This is a genomic window from Paenibacillus sp. E222, assembly GCF_013401555.1.
Classification (GTDB): Bacteria; Bacillota; Bacilli; order Paenibacillales; family Paenibacillaceae; genus Paenibacillus.
On the sequence record NZ_CP058552.1, the window covers coordinates 3853942 to 3876353 of the forward strand.

General features: G+C 47.7%; 24 protein-coding genes. 23 read left to right on the top strand and 1 reads right to left on the bottom strand.

All coding sequences use genetic code 11. The features are described from left to right. Window positions 1-90: 90 nt before the first annotated feature. The 3 genes from HW560_RS17395 (at window position 91) to HW560_RS17405 (ending at window position 3084) form a co-directional block, all read left to right on the top strand. Window positions 91-1608 carry a sugar ABC transporter ATP-binding protein gene (locus HW560_RS17395; protein WP_179264046.1) on the top strand — a complete coding sequence of 506 codons (1518 nt, stop codon included), beginning with the start codon at window positions 91-93 and terminating at the stop codon, window positions 1606-1608. Further along, the gene (locus tag HW560_RS17400; protein WP_063566763.1) at window positions 1605-2591 is read left to right on the top strand and encodes an ABC transporter permease; all 987 of its coding nucleotides are present in this window, start codon (window positions 1605-1607) and stop codon (window positions 2589-2591) included. Before HW560_RS17395 ends, HW560_RS17400 begins: the two co-directional genes overlap by 4 nt. Window positions 2592-2811: 220 nt before the next feature. Beyond that, the gene (locus HW560_RS17405) at window positions 2812-3084 is read left to right on the top strand and encodes an HU family DNA-binding protein (protein WP_024630670.1); all 273 of its coding nucleotides are present in this window, start codon (window positions 2812-2814) and stop codon (window positions 3082-3084) included. Between the two features lie 65 nt (window positions 3085-3149). Here the strand turns inward: HW560_RS17405 and HW560_RS17410 are convergent, their stop codons facing one another. Next, window positions 3150-3311, bottom strand: coding sequence for a hypothetical protein (locus tag HW560_RS17410; RefSeq protein ID WP_177185752.1), 162 nt, complete (start codon window positions 3309-3311; stop codon window positions 3150-3152). 147 nt (window positions 3312-3458) lie between these two features. Between HW560_RS17410 and mtrB the strand changes: the two genes are divergently transcribed. From mtrB to HW560_RS17510, 20 genes are all read left to right on the top strand, one after another. Next, the gene (mtrB, locus tag HW560_RS17415) at window positions 3459-3680 is read left to right on the top strand and encodes a trp RNA-binding attenuation protein MtrB (RefSeq protein WP_024630669.1); all 222 of its coding nucleotides are present in this window, start codon (window positions 3459-3461) and stop codon (window positions 3678-3680) included. A 98-nt stretch (window positions 3681-3778) separates the two neighbouring features. Further along, window positions 3779-4330: a hypothetical protein gene (locus tag HW560_RS17420; RefSeq protein WP_179264048.1), complete on the top strand. Its 552-nt coding sequence runs from the start codon at window positions 3779-3781 to the stop codon at window positions 4328-4330. A gap of 101 nt (window positions 4331-4431) precedes the next feature. Then, window positions 4432-5295 (top strand): heptaprenyl diphosphate synthase component 1, encoded by an 864-nt coding sequence (locus HW560_RS17425; protein WP_090900599.1) that lies wholly within the window; start codon window positions 4432-4434, stop codon window positions 5293-5295. Between the two features lie 15 nt (window positions 5296-5310). Further along, entirely contained in the window at window positions 5311-6039 is a 729-nt protein-coding gene (locus HW560_RS17430) for a demethylmenaquinone methyltransferase (protein WP_090900596.1), read from the top strand. Further along, entirely contained in the window at window positions 6032-6898 is an 867-nt protein-coding gene (locus HW560_RS17435) for a UbiA-like polyprenyltransferase (protein ID WP_063566766.1), read from the top strand. The genes HW560_RS17430 and HW560_RS17435 overlap by 8 nt, the downstream gene beginning before the upstream one ends. A gap of 2 nt (window positions 6899-6900) precedes the next feature. Then, window positions 6901-7518, top strand: a complete 618-nt coding sequence (locus HW560_RS17440) for a UbiX family flavin prenyltransferase (protein ID WP_090900592.1) — start codon at window positions 6901-6903, stop codon at window positions 7516-7518. Between the two features lie 343 nt (window positions 7519-7861). Next, entirely contained in the window at window positions 7862-8836 is a 975-nt protein-coding gene (locus tag HW560_RS17445) for a polyprenyl synthetase family protein (RefSeq protein ID WP_179264050.1), read from the top strand. A 190-nt stretch (window positions 8837-9026) separates the two neighbouring features. Beyond that, window positions 9027-9470 carry a nucleoside-diphosphate kinase gene (ndk, locus tag HW560_RS17450; protein ID WP_090900586.1) on the top strand — a complete coding sequence of 148 codons (444 nt, stop codon included), beginning with the start codon at window positions 9027-9029 and terminating at the stop codon, window positions 9468-9470. A 24-nt stretch (window positions 9471-9494) separates the two neighbouring features. Next, window positions 9495-10289: a CheR family methyltransferase gene (locus HW560_RS17455; protein ID WP_076288938.1), complete on the top strand. Its 795-nt coding sequence runs from the start codon at window positions 9495-9497 to the stop codon at window positions 10287-10289. A gap of 246 nt (window positions 10290-10535) precedes the next feature. Beyond that, window positions 10536-11705, top strand: a complete 1170-nt coding sequence (aroC, locus tag HW560_RS17460) for a chorismate synthase (RefSeq protein ID WP_063566771.1) — start codon at window positions 10536-10538, stop codon at window positions 11703-11705. A 1-nt stretch (window position 11706) separates the two neighbouring features. Then, window positions 11707-12801, top strand: a complete 1095-nt coding sequence (aroB, locus tag HW560_RS17465) for a 3-dehydroquinate synthase (protein ID WP_090900583.1) — start codon at window positions 11707-11709, stop codon at window positions 12799-12801. A gap of 5 nt (window positions 12802-12806) precedes the next feature. Next, window positions 12807-13184, top strand: coding sequence for a chorismate mutase (gene aroH / locus HW560_RS17470; protein WP_090900580.1), 378 nt, complete (start codon window positions 12807-12809; stop codon window positions 13182-13184). 695 nt (window positions 13185-13879) lie between these two features. After that, window positions 13880-15451, top strand: a complete 1572-nt coding sequence (gene trpE, locus HW560_RS17475) for an anthranilate synthase component I (RefSeq protein ID WP_090900577.1) — start codon at window positions 13880-13882, stop codon at window positions 15449-15451. An 86-nt stretch (window positions 15452-15537) separates the two neighbouring features. Then, window positions 15538-16560 carry an anthranilate phosphoribosyltransferase gene (trpD, locus tag HW560_RS17480; protein WP_373565002.1) on the top strand — a complete coding sequence of 341 codons (1023 nt, stop codon included), beginning with the start codon at window positions 15538-15540 and terminating at the stop codon, window positions 16558-16560. Continuing rightward, window positions 16550-17341: an indole-3-glycerol phosphate synthase TrpC gene (gene trpC / locus HW560_RS17485; RefSeq protein WP_090900574.1), complete on the top strand. Its 792-nt coding sequence runs from the start codon at window positions 16550-16552 to the stop codon at window positions 17339-17341. Before trpD ends, trpC begins: the two co-directional genes overlap by 11 nt. Next, on the top strand, window positions 17338-18075 hold the full coding sequence (locus tag HW560_RS17490) for a phosphoribosylanthranilate isomerase (RefSeq protein WP_090900571.1): 738 nt from the start codon (window positions 17338-17340) through the stop codon (window positions 18073-18075). Before trpC ends, HW560_RS17490 begins: the two co-directional genes overlap by 4 nt. Continuing rightward, a complete protein-coding gene (gene trpB / locus HW560_RS17495; RefSeq protein WP_090900568.1) occupies window positions 18072-19271 on the top strand; it encodes a tryptophan synthase subunit beta in 1200 nt (399 codons plus the stop codon). Before HW560_RS17490 ends, trpB begins: the two co-directional genes overlap by 4 nt. Beyond that, window positions 19268-20074, top strand: coding sequence for a tryptophan synthase subunit alpha (gene trpA, locus HW560_RS17500; RefSeq protein ID WP_090900565.1), 807 nt, complete (start codon window positions 19268-19270; stop codon window positions 20072-20074). Before trpB ends, trpA begins: the two co-directional genes overlap by 4 nt. 86 nt (window positions 20075-20160) lie before the next feature. Then, window positions 20161-21261, top strand: a complete 1101-nt coding sequence (gene hisC / locus HW560_RS17505) for a histidinol-phosphate transaminase (RefSeq protein ID WP_090900562.1) — start codon at window positions 20161-20163, stop codon at window positions 21259-21261. 27 nt (window positions 21262-21288) lie between these two features. Next, window positions 21289-22383 carry a prephenate dehydrogenase gene (locus HW560_RS17510; RefSeq protein WP_090900559.1) on the top strand — a complete coding sequence of 365 codons (1095 nt, stop codon included), beginning with the start codon at window positions 21289-21291 and terminating at the stop codon, window positions 22381-22383. Window positions 22384-22412 lie beyond the last annotated feature (29 nt).

The following is a 22412-nucleotide window of genomic DNA, read 5'->3' on the forward strand; positions in this document are numbered from 1 at the left end:
CGCGCCACAAGGCGCGCTTTTTCCTACCATGATGAAAAAACTACATGAGAATGTGATACTCCCGGAGGGGAGCGATTGGAGGTTGGCGTCATGAGTACTGCACCGATTCTGCTTCAAATGGAACATATCCACAAGCAGTTTGCAGGCATTCCTGCACTGAAAGACGTGGAGTTCTCCGTCAAAGGTGGGGAAATACACGCGCTGCTTGGTGCGAATGGTGCCGGCAAGAGCACATTGATGAAAATTCTGTCTGGTGCCTATCAACTGGATCAGGGCAGCATCCAATTAAGTGGGCAAACGCTTCATCTAAATTCACCGGGAGATGCCAAAGCGAGTGGAATTCACTGTGTGTATCAAGAGGTAGATGCTGCGTTGGTTCCCCAATTGACAGCTGCCGAGAACATTATGCTGGATCAATTGGCGTCACCTGGCGGAGGTTGGTGGAAAAGTCCGCGGAAACTGCAACAGCGTGCGGCTGAAGCTTTACAGCAATTAGGAGCGGCTATATCCGTTCACAAAAAAGTAGCCGACCTGACGCTCGCGGAGAAGCAGATGATTCTGCTCGCACGTATCCTGATTCAGGATGCCAAGGTCATTATTTTTGATGAACCAACTGCACCGCTAAGCCAGGAAGAAACGGATGCTTTTTTCCGAATTGTTCATTTATTGAAAGAACGCGGTGTGGCATGTATTTTCATTACGCACCGTCTTCCTGAAGTTACGAGTCACTGTGACCGCGTTACCGTTATGAGAGATGGACAACATGTGTTTACGGGTGAGGCAAAAGAGCTTACGATCAATGATCTAGTGACGCAGATGCTCGGAAAACCGTTTGAGGAAGAGTTCCCCAAGACAGAAGCACCGGTAGGTGAAGTGCTGCTGGAAGCAAGAGGACTTCGGCGTGGAGTCCGCGTCAAGGGGGTGGACCTGTCTGTTCGTCGAGGCGAAGTGCTTGCTGTGGTAGGGCTTGTAGGTGCGGGGAAAACGGAATGTTCCCGTTTGTTGATTGGTGCAGATCGGCTGGAGAGTGGAGAGATTCGGCTTAACAATCGTGAGCTCCGTCTTTCCCAACCTGCTGATGCTGCGGCTCTGGGCATTGTCTCTGTGCCTGAGGAACGGCGGAAACAGGGGATTCTGATTGAGGAAAACGTGGAACGGAATTTGAGCTTGCCTTTGCTTGGGCGTCTTAGTAGATTAGGTTTTGTAAGTCGAAAGCGAGAGCGTGAGAATGCGGAATCTTTAGTGCAGCAGCTCGGTATCAAAACATCCTCAGTGCGGCAGGAAGTGAAGTATTTAAGCGGTGGAAATCAGCAAAAGGTGGCCATTGGCAAATGGCTGAATGCCGACGCAGACGTATTTATCTTTGATGAGCCAACAAAAGGTGTGGATATCGGCGCCAAAAGTGACATTTTTCGCATCATTAACGAACTGGCTTTGGCGGGTAAAGCTGTTATCTATTTCACGTGTGAACTGGATGAAGGATTGGGCATAGGTGATCGGATTGCAGTCATGTGTGAAGGGACCATTGTAAAGGAATTCAAACGGGGCGAGACCAATCAAGAACAGCTGCTATACTACGCAAGCGGTGGACAAGAGGTGGAAGCATGAAGGATAAATCATTGGATTTTGCGTTCCGTTATGGCGCGATTATCGTTATTATTGGTGTTATCGCATTTTTCGGTATTAAATTGCCTTATTTCTTCACGTATAGTAACTTGACCGATATTTTGGGTTCAATCTCTATCGTGACATTTGTGGCGATAGGTGTTACCTTATCTCTCATTGTAGACGGATTTGATCTTTCAGTGGGGGCAACCGTCTCGCTGACAACTGTCGTTACCGCTTCATTAATGATTTGGTATCAGCAGCCGCTGGCAGTTGTCATTATCGTCCCACTGATTATTGGGGCTGTGATTGGTTGGCTTAATTCCTTGCTCATTGTGAAACTTCGTATTCCCGATCTGCTGGCTACCCTTGCCACAATGTACATTATCGGTGGAATTCATAAAACGTATGCTCAAGGATACACGATCTATAACCATATGCAGTTTCCAGACGGAAGCAAGGCTGCTGGAGAGATGGATCCTACATTTCTGCAGCTGGGGCAAGGGAAATGGCTGGGAATGCCGATTTCGGTCATCCTGCTGCTCATTGCGGTTATCGGTGTGCATATCTTTTTGACGTATACGAAGTATGGGCGCCAGATGTATGTTACTGGGGGAAATGAAGAAGCGGCACGCCTATCCGGTATTAAGGTGAAAAAGGTGCGTACACTCGCTTATGTAGCTGCTGGAGTGTTTGCTGCAATCGGCGGTATTATCTATGCATCGAAAGTAGGTTCAGGGCAAATTGATGCCGGTTCTCCGTTGTTAATGGAATCTGTGGCCGCTGTGTTTGTCGGATTCTCTGTATTTGGTGCAGGTAAGCCAAACGTGATCGGAACATTCATTGGCTCGGTTCTAATTGGTGTACTGGTGAACGGTTTGACGATGATGAATGTTCAATATTTCACGCATGATATTGTAAAAGGTGGGGTACTCGTGCTTGCTCTGGCCGTTACATTTTACGTGTTAAACCGCAACCGCACTTGAAATTGTGTGCTGTCTGTATTAGTATAAAATTTGTTCGGCGTCTGAAACAACCTTTGTTTCAGGCGACATTCTGCCGGAAATGACTGTTGACCGCAGGCCGAGATTTGTGTTCATCACGCTCAAGATGTACGTAGATTTTTTGTGTATGAACGTATATTTCGCTATAAAACGGAAACACAGTATAACATTCAGGACATTGATTCAGGAGGTGAAAAAACAAATGAACAAATCAGACTTGATTACACACGTGTCTGAAGCGACAGAATTGTCCAAAAAGGATGTAACGAAAGCGGTTGATGCCGTATTCGAAGCAATCTCTGAGGCTCTTCAAAGCGGAGACAAAGTACAATTGGTTGGTTTTGGGAACTTCGAAGTTCGCGAGCGCTCTGCACGTAAAGGACGCAACCCGCAAACAGGTGAAGAAATCGAAATTCCTGCGAGCAAAATTCCTGCATTCAAACCAGGTAAAGCGCTCAAAGACGGAATTAAATAAGATTTCTACATATTCCATATGTCGACAAAAAGACCGTGACTTGTTCACGGCCTTTTCTTTTGTCTTTAATCATTGTTCTTCCTGTCGTTTAGCGACTCCGGTTCATCCGGTTGCTGCGCATAGGCAATCAGAATCAGTTCTTCTCCAGCAGCTGAGGACAGTTGCTGTTCGGTTTCTTTTAACTGGCGAATATGCTCGTCTGTCAGTGCTGCGGGAATGTATTTCATAGAGACTCTCCTTTCTGTGGCTGGATCACTTGTAGTATGACCTGGGAGTAACAGATTATTGCTCTCCATTCACATAAGGGCTGGTTGACAAATGAAACAATCTTAATCATCATTAACGCTATTGAACAAGGAGAGGGGATGTGCGTGATGGATCATCCAACCGGCAGTGATTATATCGTAATTAAGGCGGAGGAGAACGGTGTTCAGGTGATCGGCTTAACCCGAGGTCAGGATACCCGTTTCCACCATACCGAGAAGCTGGATAAGGGAGAAGTCATGTTTGCCCAATTTACCAATCATACTTCCGCCATTAAAATCCGTGGAAAAGCCACGCTGATCACCAAGCATGGACAGATTCAGTCTGAATAATGAAAATTGCAGGCATAGCCTGCTTTTTTTCATTGTACAATGAGGTATGAGCCTTTACCGGACAGACTACACTAACAGGTAAGGGCAGGGAGGCATTTATGAAACCGCGGATGATCGTGACTGCTTCGCTGCTGGCAACGGTTGCGGCGGTCCTTCTGCTTGTTGCCATACAAACCTTACATATGCGTACCTTGGGCGGTGAAAACATACAAGCCGTTTCTGCGACGCAGCATCCCGTCCAGCTAACGGAAGACAACCTGGTGGATGTGCTGAGCACCATGAAATTATCGACACCCATTGCCAGGGTGGAGTGGAAACAATCCATTTTAACGCTTGATCTAAAGGTGACCGGAACCAGCACAAGTTACACCGAAATCTATGGTAATATGGCTACTGTGGCAGATTTGGGCTTTCGAAGTCTGGATAACGTTGAACAGGTCATGCTGCGTGTTATGGCAGAGGATGAATGGCTTCACAAAAGACATTTGTTGATCGCTGCGGATTTTCGACGTGGGGAATGGCCGATGTATGCGATCGAAACGCTTCGAGACTGGAATAGCCCGATCCTCTCCGACGAATTGAAGGACTGGTTTCACATGATGGAGACCGAACTTTGGAAGAAGCAATTCGAAATGTCAAGTCAGGGGTAATAGAATAGCAGGATTCAGTGCGTGCCCGATAAACATATGCTATAATATATAAGATTGTAGTGCAGAAATGGTTTAACAATGCAAAGGCTCGGAGGCTGAGAATGAATTCATATCGCGTACCCCAACTAGCAAAGAAATATACGGATTACGACATGATTCGACAACATACGGAAATCCCATCATTTCCGGATAGCCGGGCTCGTCTGCTGCAGGTATTTGTGGGCCGCACAGACGAAAAGGTGCATGATGAGCTATACGCTCTCGCAACCTCGCTCGTTCAGTTGGCCATGGATACGCATGATCGAATCGATACGATATCCGGAGAGCGTAGAGAAGTGGAGATGCGTTCACGCCAGCTGAATGTTCTTGCCGGAGATTATTTCAGTAGTCGTTTCTATCAGTTGCTTGCCCATGCAGGCAAAATTGAAATGATCGGTAAACTTAGTGGTGCTGTATCCGAAGTGAATGCTCGTAAGATGACGCTGTATGAACGGATGAAAAAGCTTCTCGTTTCGGCTGAAGAATACTTGCGTGAAACAATACAGCTGAAGATGCAGCTGTTTCTTTCTTTTACAGGCATGATTCGCGATGACGAAGCATCACTATGGAACGACCTGTTGACCGAATTCAGCTACTGCGAGGCAATTATGGAAGAGCTGCAGCAGATGAATGACGAACAGAACTTTTATCACAGTTATGCTTTCTGGCATATTTACGAGTATGGTAATGACGACGAGCGGAATATGCTGCGTCAGCCAGAGCCGGATACAAGAGCATGGAGCGGTATGGTGCTGAAGTATCGGATCGGCGAGTTTTTGCTGGACAAGCTTCGTGAGTGTACACACCGTATACAACTGTTGCTGCAAGACGAGGAAGATCAACTGGGCCTGCATGAGATCAATGCAATTCTGGAGCCTTACCTGACGTATTTGCAGCCTTCACATGCGGCAGTAAGGGAAGATTGAGGGGGAGACAGACGAATGGGGAGCGGAGAGACCAAACCTAAAGAAGAATTTGTCCATTCTGTTTTTCAGAGTATAGCCGGTAAATATGACGTCATGAATGATATTCTGAGTTTCCGCAGGCACAAGGCTTGGCGTAAATTCACCATGAAGAAGATGAATATGTCCAAAGGTGATACCGGTCTTGATCTGTGCTGCGGCACATGTGACTGGACGCTCGCGATGGCTGAAGCAAGTGAAACAGGTCACATGCATGGACTGGATTTCAGCAGCAACATGTTAGAGGTGGGACAAACCAAGGTTGACGCTGTAAATCGTCAAAAACAAATTACGTTGGTACAGGGCAATGCGATGTCGCTTCCCTTTGAAGACAATTCATTCGATTATGTGACGATCGGTTTTGGACTGCGTAATGTACCGGATCTGAGACAGGTTCTGTCGGAGATGAAACGTGTAGTGAAACCGGGTGGCATGGTGGTGTGCCTGGAATTGTCCAAGCCGACATGGCAGCCGTTTAAAGGTATTTATTATTTTTATTTTGAACAAGTATTACCCAATCTTGCCAAATTGTTTGCCAAACGTTATGAGCAGTATAAATGGCTGCCGGACTCACTTGCACTTTTTCCAGGAAGAAAGGAACTGGCCGATATTTTCGCTGAAACTGGATTAAAGCAAGTGCAGGCCTATCCTCTGACCGGAGGTATTGCGGCATTGCATATTGGAACCAAGGAGAATCAGCATGTTTAGGAAAATTCGCATCTTTTTAGAAATGATCAAAATTGAACACACGCTTTTCGCTTTACCTTTTGCATTTATGGGAGCCATCCTCGGTTCCATGGTAGTGAATGATACATTCCCGACCTGGATGCAGATTATGTGGGTACTACTGGCTATGATTGGTGCAAGAAGTGCTGCTTTTGGCTTGAACCGCATGATTGACCAGGCCATAGACAAGAAAAATCCACGTACCGCGATGAGAGCAATTCCGGCCGGTTTGTTGAAAAATGGTGAGGTCGTTATTTTTATCATAGTATCATTTGTGCTCTTGTTCTGGGCCTCATCCAACCTTAACGTGTTATCCATGCAGCTGTTGCCGATAGCTGTATTTATGCTGGTATTGTATTCATATACCAAACGTTTCACCTGGTTGTGTCACGTAGTGCTTGGTATGACCATTGGTCTGGCTCCACTTGGGGGTTGGGTAGCGGTAACGGGTACGATGGATTGGACAGCGATTGTGCTGTACGTTACGATTGTGTTCTGGACTGCAGGGTTCGATATCATCTATGCATGTCAGGATCTGGATTTTGATCAGGGCGAGGGTCTTCATTCCATACCTTCCCGTTTTGGTCTTAACAAATCATTGCAGATCGCAAAGTTCTTCCACGTGATTACAGCAATCGGTTTTCTTGCTTTGTTATTGTTGACCGATCTGAGCTGGTGGTATGGTGCCGGAATGCTGATTACTTATGGTATCCTCTTCTATGAACACTATATTGTATCGCCAAATGACATGAGCCGGGTGCAGACCGCATTCTTTACAATGAACAGTGTGCTCAGTCTGGTTGTATTCACATTTACTTTAATTGATCTGGCGGTGAAATAAAGATGCAGCAGCCGGACAATAAACGACTAGTTGTCGGAATTACCGGGGCCAGTGGAAGTATATATGGCATCAGATTAATTGAAACGCTGCTTGATCTTGAATACACCGTGCATCTGGTGATCTCCAATGCTGGGTGGCGTGTATTAAAAGAAGAAATGGACTGGGATGTTGCGAATCGGGACCGTGTACTGGAAGAAAAATTCGGCGGCCGTGCGGGTTCCCTGATCTATCATCCCGTTAGTGATATTGGTGCCTCCATCGCAAGTGGTTCTTTCCTGGCAGAAGGCATGATTATAATGCCGTGCTCCATGGGTACTCTTTCATCCATTGCACAAGGCTCGTCGGACAATCTGATGTCCCGGGCTGCTGATGTCATGATGAAAGAGGGAAGAACGCTGATTTTGGTGCCACGTGAGACGCCACTGCATGCCATCCATCTGGAAAACATGCTGAAGCTCTCACGGCTTGGTGTCCGAATGATTCCGGCCATGCCTGCTTTTTATTACAAACCCCAAACGATGGACGAGTTGATTCTGTTTCTGGTGGGTAAAGTGCTCGATAGTTTGCGCATCCCGCATCAACTGTTTACCAGATGGGGAGAACCGGATGAACGGGGATAGCTTCTGAGTTTCCTTTAATTTTGAATCTGCTGACCGAAATGCAGTGGCAACTCAACTTGCTGTCCCCCAATCCCGGGGTATTGGTGAGCGCTGATGGTGATGTTTGATGGAACCACAGCCTTGACCCATGCTCCGGCAACTTCTGTACTTATGTTTCAGAACAAGTCGCAGAGTTTAATTCCCGGATGTCGGCCTTGACATTCGAAGAAGATTAGTACGTCTTAGAAGAACACAAGCAGGAAAGGCAAGCCCTGGTTTTTCGTTATGCCTGCAGGCCCGACTTGCTGGAGGGGAAGGTAAGCATGGATTTATGGACTGACAATACGCTGACACGGGTGAACGAATGAAACTATTGGATATTTTCGGGTTGTTAAAAAAAGACATGGACTACATTGAAAAAGAGCTGTATCGCAGTGTTCAGGGAGAACAGAAGCTGCTAAGCGAAACGTCACTTCACCTGCTCAAGGCAGGGGGGAAACGTTTGCGTCCGGTATTTGTGTTACTCGGTGGGAAATTTGGTACATACGACATTGAACGTCTGAAGCTGGTAGCGGTTCCGCTGGAACTGATTCATTCGGCTTCTCTGGTTCACGATGATGTTATTGATAACGCCGCGACACGCAGAGGTAAACCAACGGTGAAGTCCAAATGGGATAATCGGATTGCCATGTACACCGGAGATTACATTTACGGCAAGGCGCTTGAAATGACTGCGGGCCTGTGCGATCCGGCGATACACCGTATTCTGGCCAAAGCGATGGTGCAGATGTCCATTGGTGAAATGGAGCAAATTCGGGACTTTTTCAATACGGGACAAAGTGTACGTAATTATCTCTTGCGCATTCGTCGCAAAACGGCGCTTCTTATTGCTGTCAGCTGCCAATTGGGGGCGCTTGCTACTCGTGCGCCGGAACATGTATCTTCGTTGCTGTACACCTACGGTTACAACGTGGGTATGGCGTTCCAGATTCAGGACGATGTGCTTGATCTGGTTGGAACCGAGAAGCAACTGGGCAAGCCTCCAGGCAGTGATATGAAGCAGGGAAATATTACGCTGCCTGTACTGTATGCATTGCAGGAACCCAACTTGCGTGAGCCTTTGCTGGAGGAGATAAGCCGCGTTCAGCACGAGGAGGGACGGGCGAGTGCATCCGATGCGATTGGAATGATTCGCCAAAGTCAAGGAATTGCTAAAGCAGAAGCCTTGGCTGACCGATATATGAAGAAAGCGCTCGATGCTCTGGATCAACTGCCTAACATCAAGACCACCAAAAACTTGCGTGATATCGCTCATTTTGTAGTCAAACGTACGCATTAATATGTTTGGACTTTACTCTGCTATGGACGGCGCCTTTTCATGATGCAGTTTTTCGTGTAGCTGTTCTCACTTAAAAAAATAATGTTCATGTGATATTCCTCATTGGGAGGATTTGGACATGTATGTTACAATCAAAGGGATTGCGTTTACATAATGAAATAACTTTGAACCGTGAGTGAGGAGTGAGCCTATGGATCGTACATTTTTGATGGTGAAGCCGGATGGTGTGCAGCGTGGTTTGATTGGGCGTATCGTTAGCCGTCTGGAAGACAAAGGATTTAAGTTGGTGGCAGGCAAGCTGGTGCAGATGTCTGAAGATCAGGCCAAACGCCATTATGCTGAACATGAGGGGAAACCGTTCTTCGATGATCTGGTTCGTTTTATCACATCTGGACCTGTATTTGCTATGGTCTGGGAAGGTGACGACATCGTGGCGCTTGCGCGCATCGTAATCGGGAAAACCAATGTGAAGGAAGCGGCTCCGGGTACCATTCGCGGAGATTTCGCCAGCCACACACCGCATAATCTGATTCATGGGGCGGATTCACCGGAAAGCGCCACTCGTGAAGCAGCAAACTTCTTTGCTCCGGATGAGCTGGTAACGTACGACAAGAGCATCGCAGCCTGGTTGTAATTTTTTAGCCAGAAGGGTGATACGATGCTGGAGCAGGAACAACTACTAGACCCGGATTACGCCGGATTTATTCGGAAAATCAAAGAGAGCACAGGCATTGATCTTGCTCAATACAAGGAAGGCCAGATGAAAAGACGGCTGACCACACTTCGTAACAAAAACGGATTTCATACGTTTTCTATCTTTTTTGATGCCATGCAAAAGGACAAGTCTCTATTTTATGAGTTTCTGGACCGCATGACCATTAACGTCTCGGAATTTTGGCGCAACCCTAATCGCTGGGAAGTACTGCGGGATGAAATCTTGCCCGAGTTGCTGGGTCCGAAGCGTGGCGTTAAGGTGTGGAGTGCCGCTTGTTCCACAGGCGAAGAACCTTACACGCTGGCGATGATTCTGGACACGATGGGCATTCTTAAGGGAAGCTCCATTACGGCAAGTGACTTGGATGAAGGTGCTCTCGCAAAAGCCAAGGAAGGGCGTTATATGGAACGCTCGCTTAAAGATGTTCCGAAGGAAACGGCCAATCGATACTTCAAGCAGGATGGCTTGGTGTACCGTATTGATGAACAACTGAAAAGTTCAGTTAAGTTCATGAAGCAAAATCTGTTGCTGGATCGTTTTGACGAGGGATATGATCTGATTGTGTGCCGCAATGTCATGATCTATTTTACCGAGGAAGCCAAAAACCTGTTGTATCACAAGTTTGCAACAAGTTTGCGTCCAGGTGGTATTTTGTTCGTGGGCAGTACGGAACAGATTTTCTCCCCAGGACAATATGGTCTGGAGACAGCGGAAACATTCTTTTATCGCAAAAAATAATTTTAATTATTTCATAACCGTCTGGCGTGCACATGTATATGTGTCCAGGCGGTTATTTGCATAATGGATGAATGGATATTTCCCAGACACGTCGGAATCTCAAACAATCACCATTCGAGTCCAATCCATTTTAGGACAAGAAACGACCGGCTTTCTTGTCAAAGCCGGTCAGCTATACTATAATAAGCAAAGAAATTATGGGATTTTAGCAATGTGAAGTTTAACAGTTTAAAGGGGGAACGTATTATGAGTTTACGCTATTTAACCGCAGGGGAGACGCACGGACCCCAATTAACCGCAATTATTGAAGGCTTGCCAAGCAATCTGAATATTGACTTTGAAGAGCTGAATTTTCAGCTTCACCGCCGCCAGAAGGGATATGGCCGTGGACGTCGCATGCAAATTGAGAAGGATCAGGCCAATTTCGTTGGTGGTATCCGTCACGGATATACAACGGGTGCTCCCGTAGCGTTGGTTGTTCAAAATAATGACTGGAAACACTGGCAGAATATTATGAATATTGAGCCGATTGAAGGCAGTGACGAAGAGAAACGTCGCGTTCATCGTCCACGTCCGGGACATGCCGACTTGAATGGCGGGCTCAAATATAACCTGAAAGATTTGCGTAATGTGCTGGAGCGTTCCAGTGCGCGTGAGACAACGGTGCGTGTAGCGTGTGGTGCTATTGCACGTCAATTCCTCGCTGAATTCGGAATCAAAGTAGCTGGACGTGTGTTGCGTATCGGAGAAATTGAAGCTCCTTATCAAGATCTGCCGATCGATGAACTGATCGAAGTGACAGAAGCTTCCTCCGTACGTGTAACTGATGCAGAAACCGAGAAGAAGATGGAAGCCTACATCGACCAGATCAAGCAGGAAGGCGACTCCATCGGTGGAATCGTTGAATGTATCGTTGAAGGTGTGCCTGTGGGTCTTGGTAGCCACGTACAATATGACCGTAAACTGGATGCACGGATTGCTCAGGGCGTAATGTCCATTAACGCATTCAAAGGTGTGGAAATTGGTATCGGGTTCGAAGCCGGAACGATTCGTGGTTCTCAGGTGCATGATGAGATTGTGCATAGTGAAGAGCGTGGTTATCACCGGGCTACCAACCGTTTGGGCGGATTCGAGGGCGGAATGACTAACGGTATGCCAGTTGTGGTACGTGGGGTTATGAAACCTATTCCTACGTTGTACAAACCGCTTCAAAGTGTGGATATCGATACCAAAGAAGCATTTACAGCTCAGGTTGAACGTTCTGATGCATGTGCTGTTCCGGCAGCGAGTGTCGTAATGGAGCATGTGGTAGCCTGGGAAATTGCAAAAGCTTTCCTTGAGAAATTTGGCGGAGACTCCATGGAGGAAATCCGCGCGAACTTTGCCAACTACAATAATCAACTGGAGAATTACTAAGATGCGCCAGCTGACAGTGCAGTTGGAGGAGCGCTCTTATCCAATCCTGATTGGCAGCGGTCTGTTGGCTCAAGCGCCTCAATATTTTGAGCAATATGGCTTAACCAAAAAAAGCCCCTTACTCATTATTACCGATGAGCATGTGGCCCCCAAATACTTGTCTGGTCTGGAACAAACATTGCGTACGGCTGGTTTTACAGTCGTCTCCGCAGTTGTTCCATCGGGTGAAACATCCAAATCCCTTTCGGTATATCAGGATATGATGACTGTCGCCATTGAAGGCAAACTGGATCGCAGTTCGGCGATTGTTGCTCTAGGCGGGGGTGTAGTAGGGGATCTGGCTGGTTTTGTTGCTGCTACATATATGCGTGGAATCAAGTTTGTACAAGTGCCTACGACGATTCTGGCGCATGACAGCAGTGTTGGCGGCAAGGTGGCTGTCAATCATCCGCTGGCTAAAAATATGATCGGTGCATTCCATCAGCCAGAGCTGGTACTTTATGATGTGGATACTCTTCAAACCTTACCGCCACGCGATGTCTCGGCTGGTTTGTCAGAGATGCTGAAGCATGGACTGATTCGTGACGAAGCTTTTGCATACTGGTGTGAGGAGCATGCGGATGAGCTGCTTGCCCTTGATCCGGAAGCTCTGGGATATGGCTTGGAACGAGGCTGTGGTATTAAGGCAGAGATTGTATCGCGTGACGAACGGGAAAATGGAGAACGCGCATTGTTAAATCTGGGTCATACGATTGGTCATGCCATTGAAGCGATTGCCGGTTACGGCGAATTTCTGCATGGTGAAGCCATCTCGATTGGTATGGCGGGTTCGGCATTGCTCGGTGAGAAGTTGGGAGCCCCAGCAGGCCTCTATGACGATACGGTTCGCATGCTGCGTTCACTGCGCCTGCCGGTGACGATGCCAAAACATTTGGATACGGATGCATTAATGGATGCAATGATGCACGACAAAAAGTTCCGTGAAGGCCATATGGTCTTCATTATTCCTGACCGGATCGGCGCTGCCAGAATTGTGAAAGATGTACCGGTATCGGCAGTACGCGACGTCATTGAATTGCTCAAGAAGGGAGATTAAAAGCGATGGTTACTCGGGGAATTCGCGGGGCTACTACGGTCACGCATAATAACGAAGAACATATTTTGAAAGAAACGGCTGTACTATTGCAGGAAATCGTGGATCGTAACGAGATCCAACCCGAAGATATTTGCAGTGTGTGGATTACGATGACTGGAGATTTGGATGCTGCTTTCCCGGCAAAGGCAATTCGCCAGTTGGATGGCTGGGAGCTTGTACCCTTGATGTGTGCGCTGGAAGTTCCGGTTGCAGGCGCCTTGCCACAGTGCATCCGTTTTATGGTACATGTTAACACTGCAAAAGGTCAGAATGAAATCAACCATGTGTATCTTAACGGAGCACAGTCTCTGCGTCCCGATTTGGCGGCACCTTCCAAATCGTAAGATTAGAGTGGTTGTCAAATCATTCGGAATGCTGTATAGTGAGAACCAGTTGAGTAGAGTAGAGATTGAGCTGAGAGCAGCTGAGATGAGTGGAGTATATAGCAGAGTCTAGCGGGTGGTAACCGGAGCAACAGAAGCCGGTCAACTGATTCGCGGTACGTCGTGCTACGGAATTGTTGGAAACAGGATGAAGGAATGCAAACGTGTCTAGCGACATCGTTTTGTTTAGGTATAACACAACCGATATCCTCATGCATTTCATGAAAGAATGAGTGCTATGAATGAGAATAGTGTATACCGGTACATTTCCTTATGATTTGATGGATATATATTACATCAATACAACAGCCTGTGTGATAATTCGGTAAGGATGCATGTATATGGACTTGTTATTTATGAAGCACCAACCTGTTGAAACAGCTTATAACCAAACCTCTACCTGATGGTAGAGGTTTTTTTGTATATTGACTTGTTTCTTCTACCCATATAGGTTCAACTAAACTTTTTACACAAAAACGGAGAGGACAGAAATAACCTGAAGAAGCGGAGCGTTCGCCTTTATCACCGGATTTTCCCTTTAGAAAGGGAATCAAAAAATCTGGGGATAACAGCGATCGGAAGGTTGTTCTGTCATCGGAGTGCTCAGTGTAAACCTCTTTAGTTGAACTTATATAAATCTGAAAGGACGTGATCTGATGATAACGCCAAACGTTAATCAAGTACTGAAAATGTCGAATGAATATAATCTGATTCCGGTAGTCAAACGGATTCTGGCAGACATGGAGACCCCGATTCGGATTTTTCGCCGTTATGCTGACAACGACCGGGCATTTCTGCTGGAAAGTGTGGAGGGTGGAATTCAATGGGCGAGATATTCCTTCATTGGTACAGATCCGTTCCTGATGATCTCCGCCAAAAAAGGCCGGATCGTGGTAGAAGAAGCGGGACAGATTCGAGAACTGCCAGGCAAGCCGATTGAAGAACTCAAAGCGCTGCTGCGTAAGTATCGTAGTCCGAAGGATGATGAACTTCCCCCATTTACAGGCGGGGCCATCGGTTTCTTTGGATACGATCTGCTGCAATATTATGAGAAGCTTCCGGCCCACGCGCTGGATGATCTGAAAATGGATGATATTCGCTTCATGTTCTGTGACCAGATTATCGTGTTTGACCATGTGAAGCAGCAGATGCTGCTCGTGGGCAATGTGCACGTGAAAGACGGTGCAACGGATGATGATATCCGTAAAGCTTATGCTTTAACTTCTGAGAAGCTGGAACAGGCGGCTGAACGCTTGCAGCAGCAAGGACCAGGGGAGAACCTGAACCCGCGTTCCATCCCAGGAGACGTGGAACTGGGAGATATCCAATCCAATCTCACGAAGGAACAGTTTATCGGGAATGTAGAACAGGCCAAAGAGTACATTCGGGCAGGAGATATTTTTCAGGTGGTGTTATCCCAACGTTTCCATATTGATACCGAAGTTTCTCCGCTGCATGTATATCGCGTGCTTCGGACGTTGAATCCATCACCCTACATGTATTATCTGAAGATGGACGATGAAATTATCGTAGGGACTTCACCGGAAGCGTTGGTAAAAGTGGATGGAAACCGCGTAGAGACACGGCCGATTGCGGGAACCCGTCCAAGAGGAGCTACGGAAGCAGAAGATCGTGCATTGGCCGCAGATCTGCTGCAGGATGAGAAGGAACGTGCGGAACATCTGATGCTTGTCGATCTGGGTCGTAATGATCTGGGACGTGTGTCTAACTTCGGAAGTGTGAAATGTGACATGTTCATGGAGATTGAACGATATTCCCACGTCATGCACATGGTGTCCAACGTTACAGGTGAGCTTAGAGAAGACAAGGATTTCTTTGATGCATTTCTTTCATGTTTGCCAGCGGGTACCGTATCAGGTGCGCCGAAGCTGCGTGCGATGGAAATTATCGCCGAACTGGAAAAAGAAGCACGGGGTGCTTATGCAGGTGCAATCGGTTATCTTGGTTTCTCAGGCAACATGGACTCCTGTATTACAATCCGAACGATTATTTTCAAAAAAGGAAAAGCTTATGTGCAGGCTGGAGCCGGAATCGTATGGGATTCGGTGCCTGAGAATGAATATGAAGAAACAGTAAACAAAGCCAAAGCGTTGCTCAAGGCAATTCGTACAGCAGAAGCGATGTTTCCTGCCAAAGAAAAGGATCACACGTTGAAACTTGCCAACGCCGATTATTTTGTTACCCCGGCCACGGCCGCACAAAACTGAGAGAGGAGAGACCGGAAATGAATATGAACCCAGTCATGAATGAAGAATTCGAGCGATCTGTAACTGAAGTTAGTCATGCTGAAGGCATGAAGAATGGCCTTGCCAAAATTTTGGAGGGCAGCCACCTGGAGCAGACAGAAGCGCGCGACCTAATGTACTCTATCATGAGAGGTGAGGCGACTCCGGCTCAAATCGGAGGTTTGCTTATGGGCTTGCGGATGAAGGGGGAAACGGTGGATGAAATCACGGGGTTTGCCGAAGCCATGCGTGGACAGGGCGGACGGATTCTGACGGACGGCAATGGACTGCTGGACACCTGTGGAACAGGTGGTTCAGGGATTCATAAGTTCAACATTTCAACGGCGTCAGCCATCATTGCCTCAGCAGTCTCTGTCCGGGTGGCTAAGCACGGTAATCGCTCTGCCTCAGGCAAGGCGGGCAGTGCGGATGTACTTGAAGCATTGGGCGTGAATATTCATCTGGACGGAGAGCAGGCGAGACAATGTCTCGATGAGATCGGAATCTGTTTTTGTTTTGCTCAGGTGTACCACCCTTCTATGAAACATGCTGCTGCGCCAAGAAAAGAGCTGGGTGTGCGTACGATCTTTAACATGCTCGGACCTCTCACCAATCCTGCGGGAGCGGATCGACAATTGCTTGGTTTATATGACCGCAGCCGGACACCGATGATCGCTGAAGTGTTGAATCGTCTGGGGCTGAAAAGAGCTTTGGTCGTAGCGAGTCATGATGGACTGGATGAAATCAGCATTTCCGCACCTACCCAGGTATCCGAGCTGCGCAATGGTGAAGTGCATACGTATGACATTGATCCACGTGACATGGGATTATCGTTGCATCCGCTGGAATCGGTTCTTGGAGGAGATGCGGCTCAGAATGCCGAAATTATTAAAAGGATCTTCCAGGGAGAACGGAGCGCATACCGCGATGTCGTTCTGTTGAATGCTGGAGCGTGCATCTATGTATCCGGTCTAGCGAATACCATTGCAGAAGGTGTGTTGATGGCAACAGAAGCTGTAGACTCTGGTAAGGCTGCCAGAAAGCTGGAACAGTTAATTCATACAACGGAGGCGTACAGTCATGTATCTTGATCGAATCGTAGCAACCAAACATAAAGAAGTTGAAGTTCTCGCACAAACATTTCAGATGGACGATGCGCTGAAAAAGATAGAGGCATTACCCAATACTCGTGGATTCGAACGTGCTTTATCAGAGAGACGTAATCGTAAACTGGGTCTCATTGCCGAAGTGAAGAAGGCTTCTCCGTCCAAAGGACTGATTCGTCCTGATTTCCATCCGGTAGAGATTGCTTCCGCATACGAACGGGCTGGAGCGGATTGTATATCCGTATTGACCGACGTTTCTTATTTCCAGGGAAATAGCGAATACTTGCAGGCTATTCATGAAGCTGTGAACATACCGCTACTGCGCAAGGATTTTATTATAGATGAGCGACAGATTGCCGAGGCAAGGCTGCTTGGCGCGGATGCCATTTTGCTGATTGCGAGCATTCTGACACCCGAACAGATGCGTCAATATCTGACGTTTGCCAAAAGTCTGGGCCTTGATGCATTAATTGAAGTCCATGACCGTGCAGAGCTGGAGCAGGTACTTGATATTCCGCAAGCAACACTTGTAGGCATCAACAACCGCAACCTGAAAACATTCGAAACCAGTCTCAACACCACGTTGGATTTGATGAACTTGATTCCGGATGGTGTAACATTAATCAGTGAAAGTGGAATTGACGGCCCTCAACCATTGGAATCTCTTATTGAGGCAGGTGTGCATGGTATCCTTGTTGGGGAGCATCTGATGCGCAAGGACGATGTTGAGGCAGCTGTATATGAACTGATGGGAACAAAAGCATGAATGCATTCAATCATGACGGCAAAGGCAGCAGAGACGTGGATCTGCGAAACCGGCCGGCAGCGGCTGTAAAAATATGTGGACTTCAGGACGTTGAAGTGCTAAAATCGATGATAAACTTGCCTGTGGATTACATTGGTGTTGTTTTTGCCCCATCTCGTCGCCGTATTACACCTGAACAGGGTGCCGAGCTAAGAACGGTTCTCTTGGACTGGACGATGTTCGATCGGCCGAAGCTGGCGGGTGTTTTCGTGAATCCCACGCTCGAAGAGCTGGAAAGCATCATGCAGATTTCACGCCTGGATGTCATTCAGCTGCATGGACAGGAATCGCCGGAATTTTGTGAACAGGTGAAGCAGCGCTTCGGTACCGAAGTGTTTAAGGCTTTCTCTTTTCCCAAGGATGAAACAGGTTCATTATCTGACGATACCGCCTTGCTGGCACTTGATCCATATAAAAATGTGGTGGACGCCATATTGCTCGATACGTTTGACCCGCTCTATGGAGGGGGCTCCGGTAAAACCTTTGCCTGGGAACGAATTCCTTTCTATGCCGAATGGGCAAGAAAACATGGAATCGCGTTGTTCGTGGCAGGAGGATTGCAGCCGGATAATGTGCAACAACTGATACAGACATATGCACCGGACGGCGTCGATGTATCCAGCGGCGTAGAGTCCGAAGGTGTGAAGGATATTGCGAAAATTACAGCATTTGTAGAAAGGGTGAAGCAGGCATGACACATCAATTGCCGGATCAACACGGGCGTTTCGGTCCCTTCGGAGGCCGCTTTGTACCTGAGACACTAATGAACGCTCTAATCGAACTGGAGGAAGCGTATAGCCACTTCTCCGAAGACGAGGATTTCAACAAGGAACTGAATTACCTGCTAAGCGAGTATTCTGGACGGGAAACGCCTTTATATCATGCAGAGCAATTGTCCCGCCGCTTGGGTGGACCCAAAATTTATCTGAAACGTGAAGACCTGAACCATACGGGAGCGCACAAGATCAATAACGCTATTGGACAGGGATTGCTGGCTAAACGGATGGGGAAAAAGAAAGTCATCGCTGAAACAGGTGCAGGACAGCATGGTGTTGCCACGGCAACCGTTGCTGCATTGCTAGGGCTTGAATGCAAAGTGTTTATGGGCGAAGAAGATACGCAGCGACAACAATTGAACGTATTTCGGATGAAGCTGCTTGGGGCGGAAGTCATTCCGGTGACATCTGGAACGCGCACATTGAAAGATGCAGGCAACGAAGCACTCCGCTACTGGGTTAGCAATGTGGAAGATACCTTCTACGTGCTTGGATCTGTAGTCGGTCCTCATCCGTATCCAATGATGGTACGTAACTTCCAGCGAGTGATCGGTGATGAGACACGGCGCCAGATTCAGGAGATTGAAGGACGGCTGCCGGATGTGATTGTTGCAGCTGTAGGCGGCGGAAGTAATGCAATCGGCATGTTCTATCCGTTTATTGGCGATCAGGATGTGAAGCTTGTTGGTGTTGAAGCAGCAGGTAAAGGGGTGGACACCGAGTTCCATGCGGCTACGATGAGCAAAGGAACACATGGTGTATTCCAGGGTTCGATGAGTTATCTACTGCAAGATGAATATGGACAGGTTCAGCCAGCCCATTCCATTTCGGCGGGACTTGATTATCCAGGTGTTGGTCCCGAGCATTCCTATCTCAAAGATATTAAACGTGCAAAATATGTCCCGATTACGGACCAGGAGGCATTGGATGCCCTGCAGTTACTGAGCCGAACCGAAGGCATTATCCCTGCTTTGGAGTCAGCCCATGCTGTTGCGCAGGTCATCAAGCTTGCACCTGAACTCAGCGCTGATGATATCGTTGTGATCTGTCTTTCCGGTCGTGGTGATAAAGACGTTGAATCCATTATGAAATATACAGGAGGGGACTTGGCATGAACCTGATGGACCAGACCTTCCAGCAATTGAAAGAACAGAACCGGACAGCACTTATCCCATTCCTTACGGTTGGAGATCCAGATGTAGACACCACGGTAGAAATCATTAAGGAATTGGAACAGGCGGGGGCAGACATTTTGGAGCTCGGTGTTCCCTATTCTGATCCGCTCGCAGATGGACCTGTAATCCAGCGTGCTTCCGAGCGTGCATTGAAAAGCCAGATCACGATTCGGACTTGTATGGAGACAGCGGCAAGAGCGCGTGCTGCGGGTGTAAAACTGCCTTTTGTACTGTTCACCTACTATAATCCGGTATTACAGACGGGACTGGATGTATTTTTTGACGAGTTGATCAAACACGAAATCAGCGGCATGATCATCCCGGATCTTCCGATTGAGGAAGCGGAGGATATGCGACGCCGTGCGGATGCTGCAGGTGTGCATCTGGTTCCGCTCGTAGCTCCTACGTCCAATGCGAGAATCGAGCGTATTGTCACGGGAGCACGTGGTTTCATCTATTGTGTCTCTTCTCTAGGTGTTACGGGAGAGAGAGCTTCCTTTTTCGATGGGGTAGAGAGCTTCATTGAAACTGTAAAGAGTCTTACAGATCTTCCGGTCGCTGTTGGCTTCGGCATTTCCAGTCACGAGCAGGTCGCTCGTTTCTCCCGTATCTGTGACGGCGTTGTTGTAGGCAGTGCTATCGTTCGTCAGGTGGAAGAAGCCATACCTCTTCTTGGAAACCCGGATACACGTCAGGCGGGACTGTTGCAAATTCGCAACTTTGTGGCACAATTAAAAGGATAGGGATTCAATGATGTTACATCCACGGGGCATGCTCAGCACAGGCTGAGGCATGTCCATAACTATTTTAATAACAGGAGGCGGTCGAGTTGAAACCGAAGTCCCAGATTGTCAATCTGCCTGTATATAAACCGGGCAAACCGATTGAAGAAGTGAAACGTGAACTGGGTTTGGAGCAAGTGATTAAGCTGGCCTCCAACGAAAATCCATATGGAAGTTCGCCTGCTGCGCTTGAAGCGATCACCAGAGAGCTGGTCAATGTAAGCATATATCCGGATGGAAGTTCCAAGGAACTGACTGAAGTGCTGGCGAAGCATCTGGGAGTGGAACGGAATAATCTGATCTTTGGTTGTGGATCGGATGAGATCATTGCGTTGATCACTCGTGCATTTTTCCTCCAGGGAGACGAGAACATCATGGCCGACCAGACGTTCTCTGTATACAAAAGTAATGCTGACATCGAAGGTGCTGTCAGCATTGAAGTGCCACTTAAAGATGGAACTCACGACCTGACTTCCATGCTGGCGCAAATCAATGATAAGACCAAAGCAGTTTGGGTGTGTAACCCCAATAACCCAACGGGTACAATTATCTCTGAGCAGGAATTGACGGCATTCCTGGATCGTGTACCTTCTCATGTCATGGTTGTGCTGGATGAAGCCTATTATGAATTTGTAACGGATGAGGCGTATCCACAAAGCATCCCTATGATTGAGCGTTATCCTAACCTGGTCATTTTGCGGACATTCTCCAAAATCTATGGCTTGGCTTCATTGCGTATTGGATACGGTATTGCACGTCCCGAAGTGATCGATCTGATCAACCGCGTGCGTGAGCCGTTTAATACTTCACGCTTTGCTCAGGTTGCCGCAAAAGCAGCGCTGGAGGATCAGGCTTTTGTCCAAGCATGTGCGGAGCGTAATGCAGTAGAGCGAGCGTATTTGCAAAATGAATTCAAGCGGTTAGAATTGCCGTTTTTCCCTTCCCAGGGTAACTTTATCATGGTTGATCTGGATATGCCTTCCGCAACGGCGTTCCAGTCGCTATTAAAACAAGGTATTATTGTTCGTCCTGGATTCGATGTATATCCAACATACATTCGTGTGTCCGTCGGAACATCAGAACAGAACCGTGCGTTCGTCACGGCACTGGAGAACACGCTGGCTGAGAAGGCGGTAGCACGCCCTTAAATCTGGCGACGAAAAGAGTGAGGACCCATGAAATTAAAAATTGCAATGATCGGTGTAGGGCTCATCGGCGGTTCATTGGCGCTTTGCTTTAAAGGCAAGCCCGGTGTAACGGTGATGGGCTATGCCCACCTGCCTGAATTGAAGGACAAGTACATAGCGAGTGGTGTAGTGGATGATGCTACACTCTCCCTGGAGGAAGCGGTACAGGATGCCGACTTTATTTTTTTGTGCGTACCTGTTGGGCTGCTCGAATCATATTTTGAACAGTTGGCCAAGCTTCCCTTGAAAAAGGGATGTATCATTACAGATGTTGGCAGCACAAAGGCGTCCATCGCAGCCTGTGCGGAGCATGTACGCATGAGTGATGCCTACTTTATTGGCGGTCATCCTATGGCCGGATCTGAGCGTGCAGGTGTGGATGCAGCCTCAGCTGTGTTATTCGAGAATGCATACTATGTCTTGACCCCTTCAGAATATGTACCTGAAGAAGCTTACGACAGGTTATCTGATCTTCTTGCGTATACACGTGCCCAGATTGTTCGTGTAGAGCCGCTGCTGCACGATGACATTGTGGGAGCGATCAGTCATTTGCCACATGTCATTGCAGTTGCGCTCGTCAATCAGGTGCGCGAATATAATGAATCGAACCCTTTATATAAAATGCTGGCTGCAGGCGGTTTCCGGGATATTACCCGGATTGCCTCCAGTGATGCCATTGTATGGAGAGATATCCTGCTGAGCAACCGTGAGGTGCTGCTGGGCTTGCTGAAGGACTGGAACAGCCAGATGACGGCTTTCACTGAAATGCTGGAGCAACAAAATGGTGAGGGCATTGAGGAAGCGTTCCGTCAGGCACGCGAGTTCCGCAGCGTGCTGCCAGAACGTCGGAAAGGTATGATCTCGTCGTTGTTTGATCTTTATACGGATGTGCAGGATGCGCCGGGAATGATCGGCAAGATTGCCACCGAGCTTGGGGCGAATGATATTAACTTAAGCAACATGGAAATTATTGAAAACCGGGTCGATGTGCCGGGCATTATGCGTTTGTCGTTCCGGCAGGAAGAAGAAATGGAACGGGCCAAAACGTTGCTGGATTCCCTGGGGTATCAAGTATGGGTTTAGGTTTTTGAAAGGGGGCGAAAGCCCTCTTT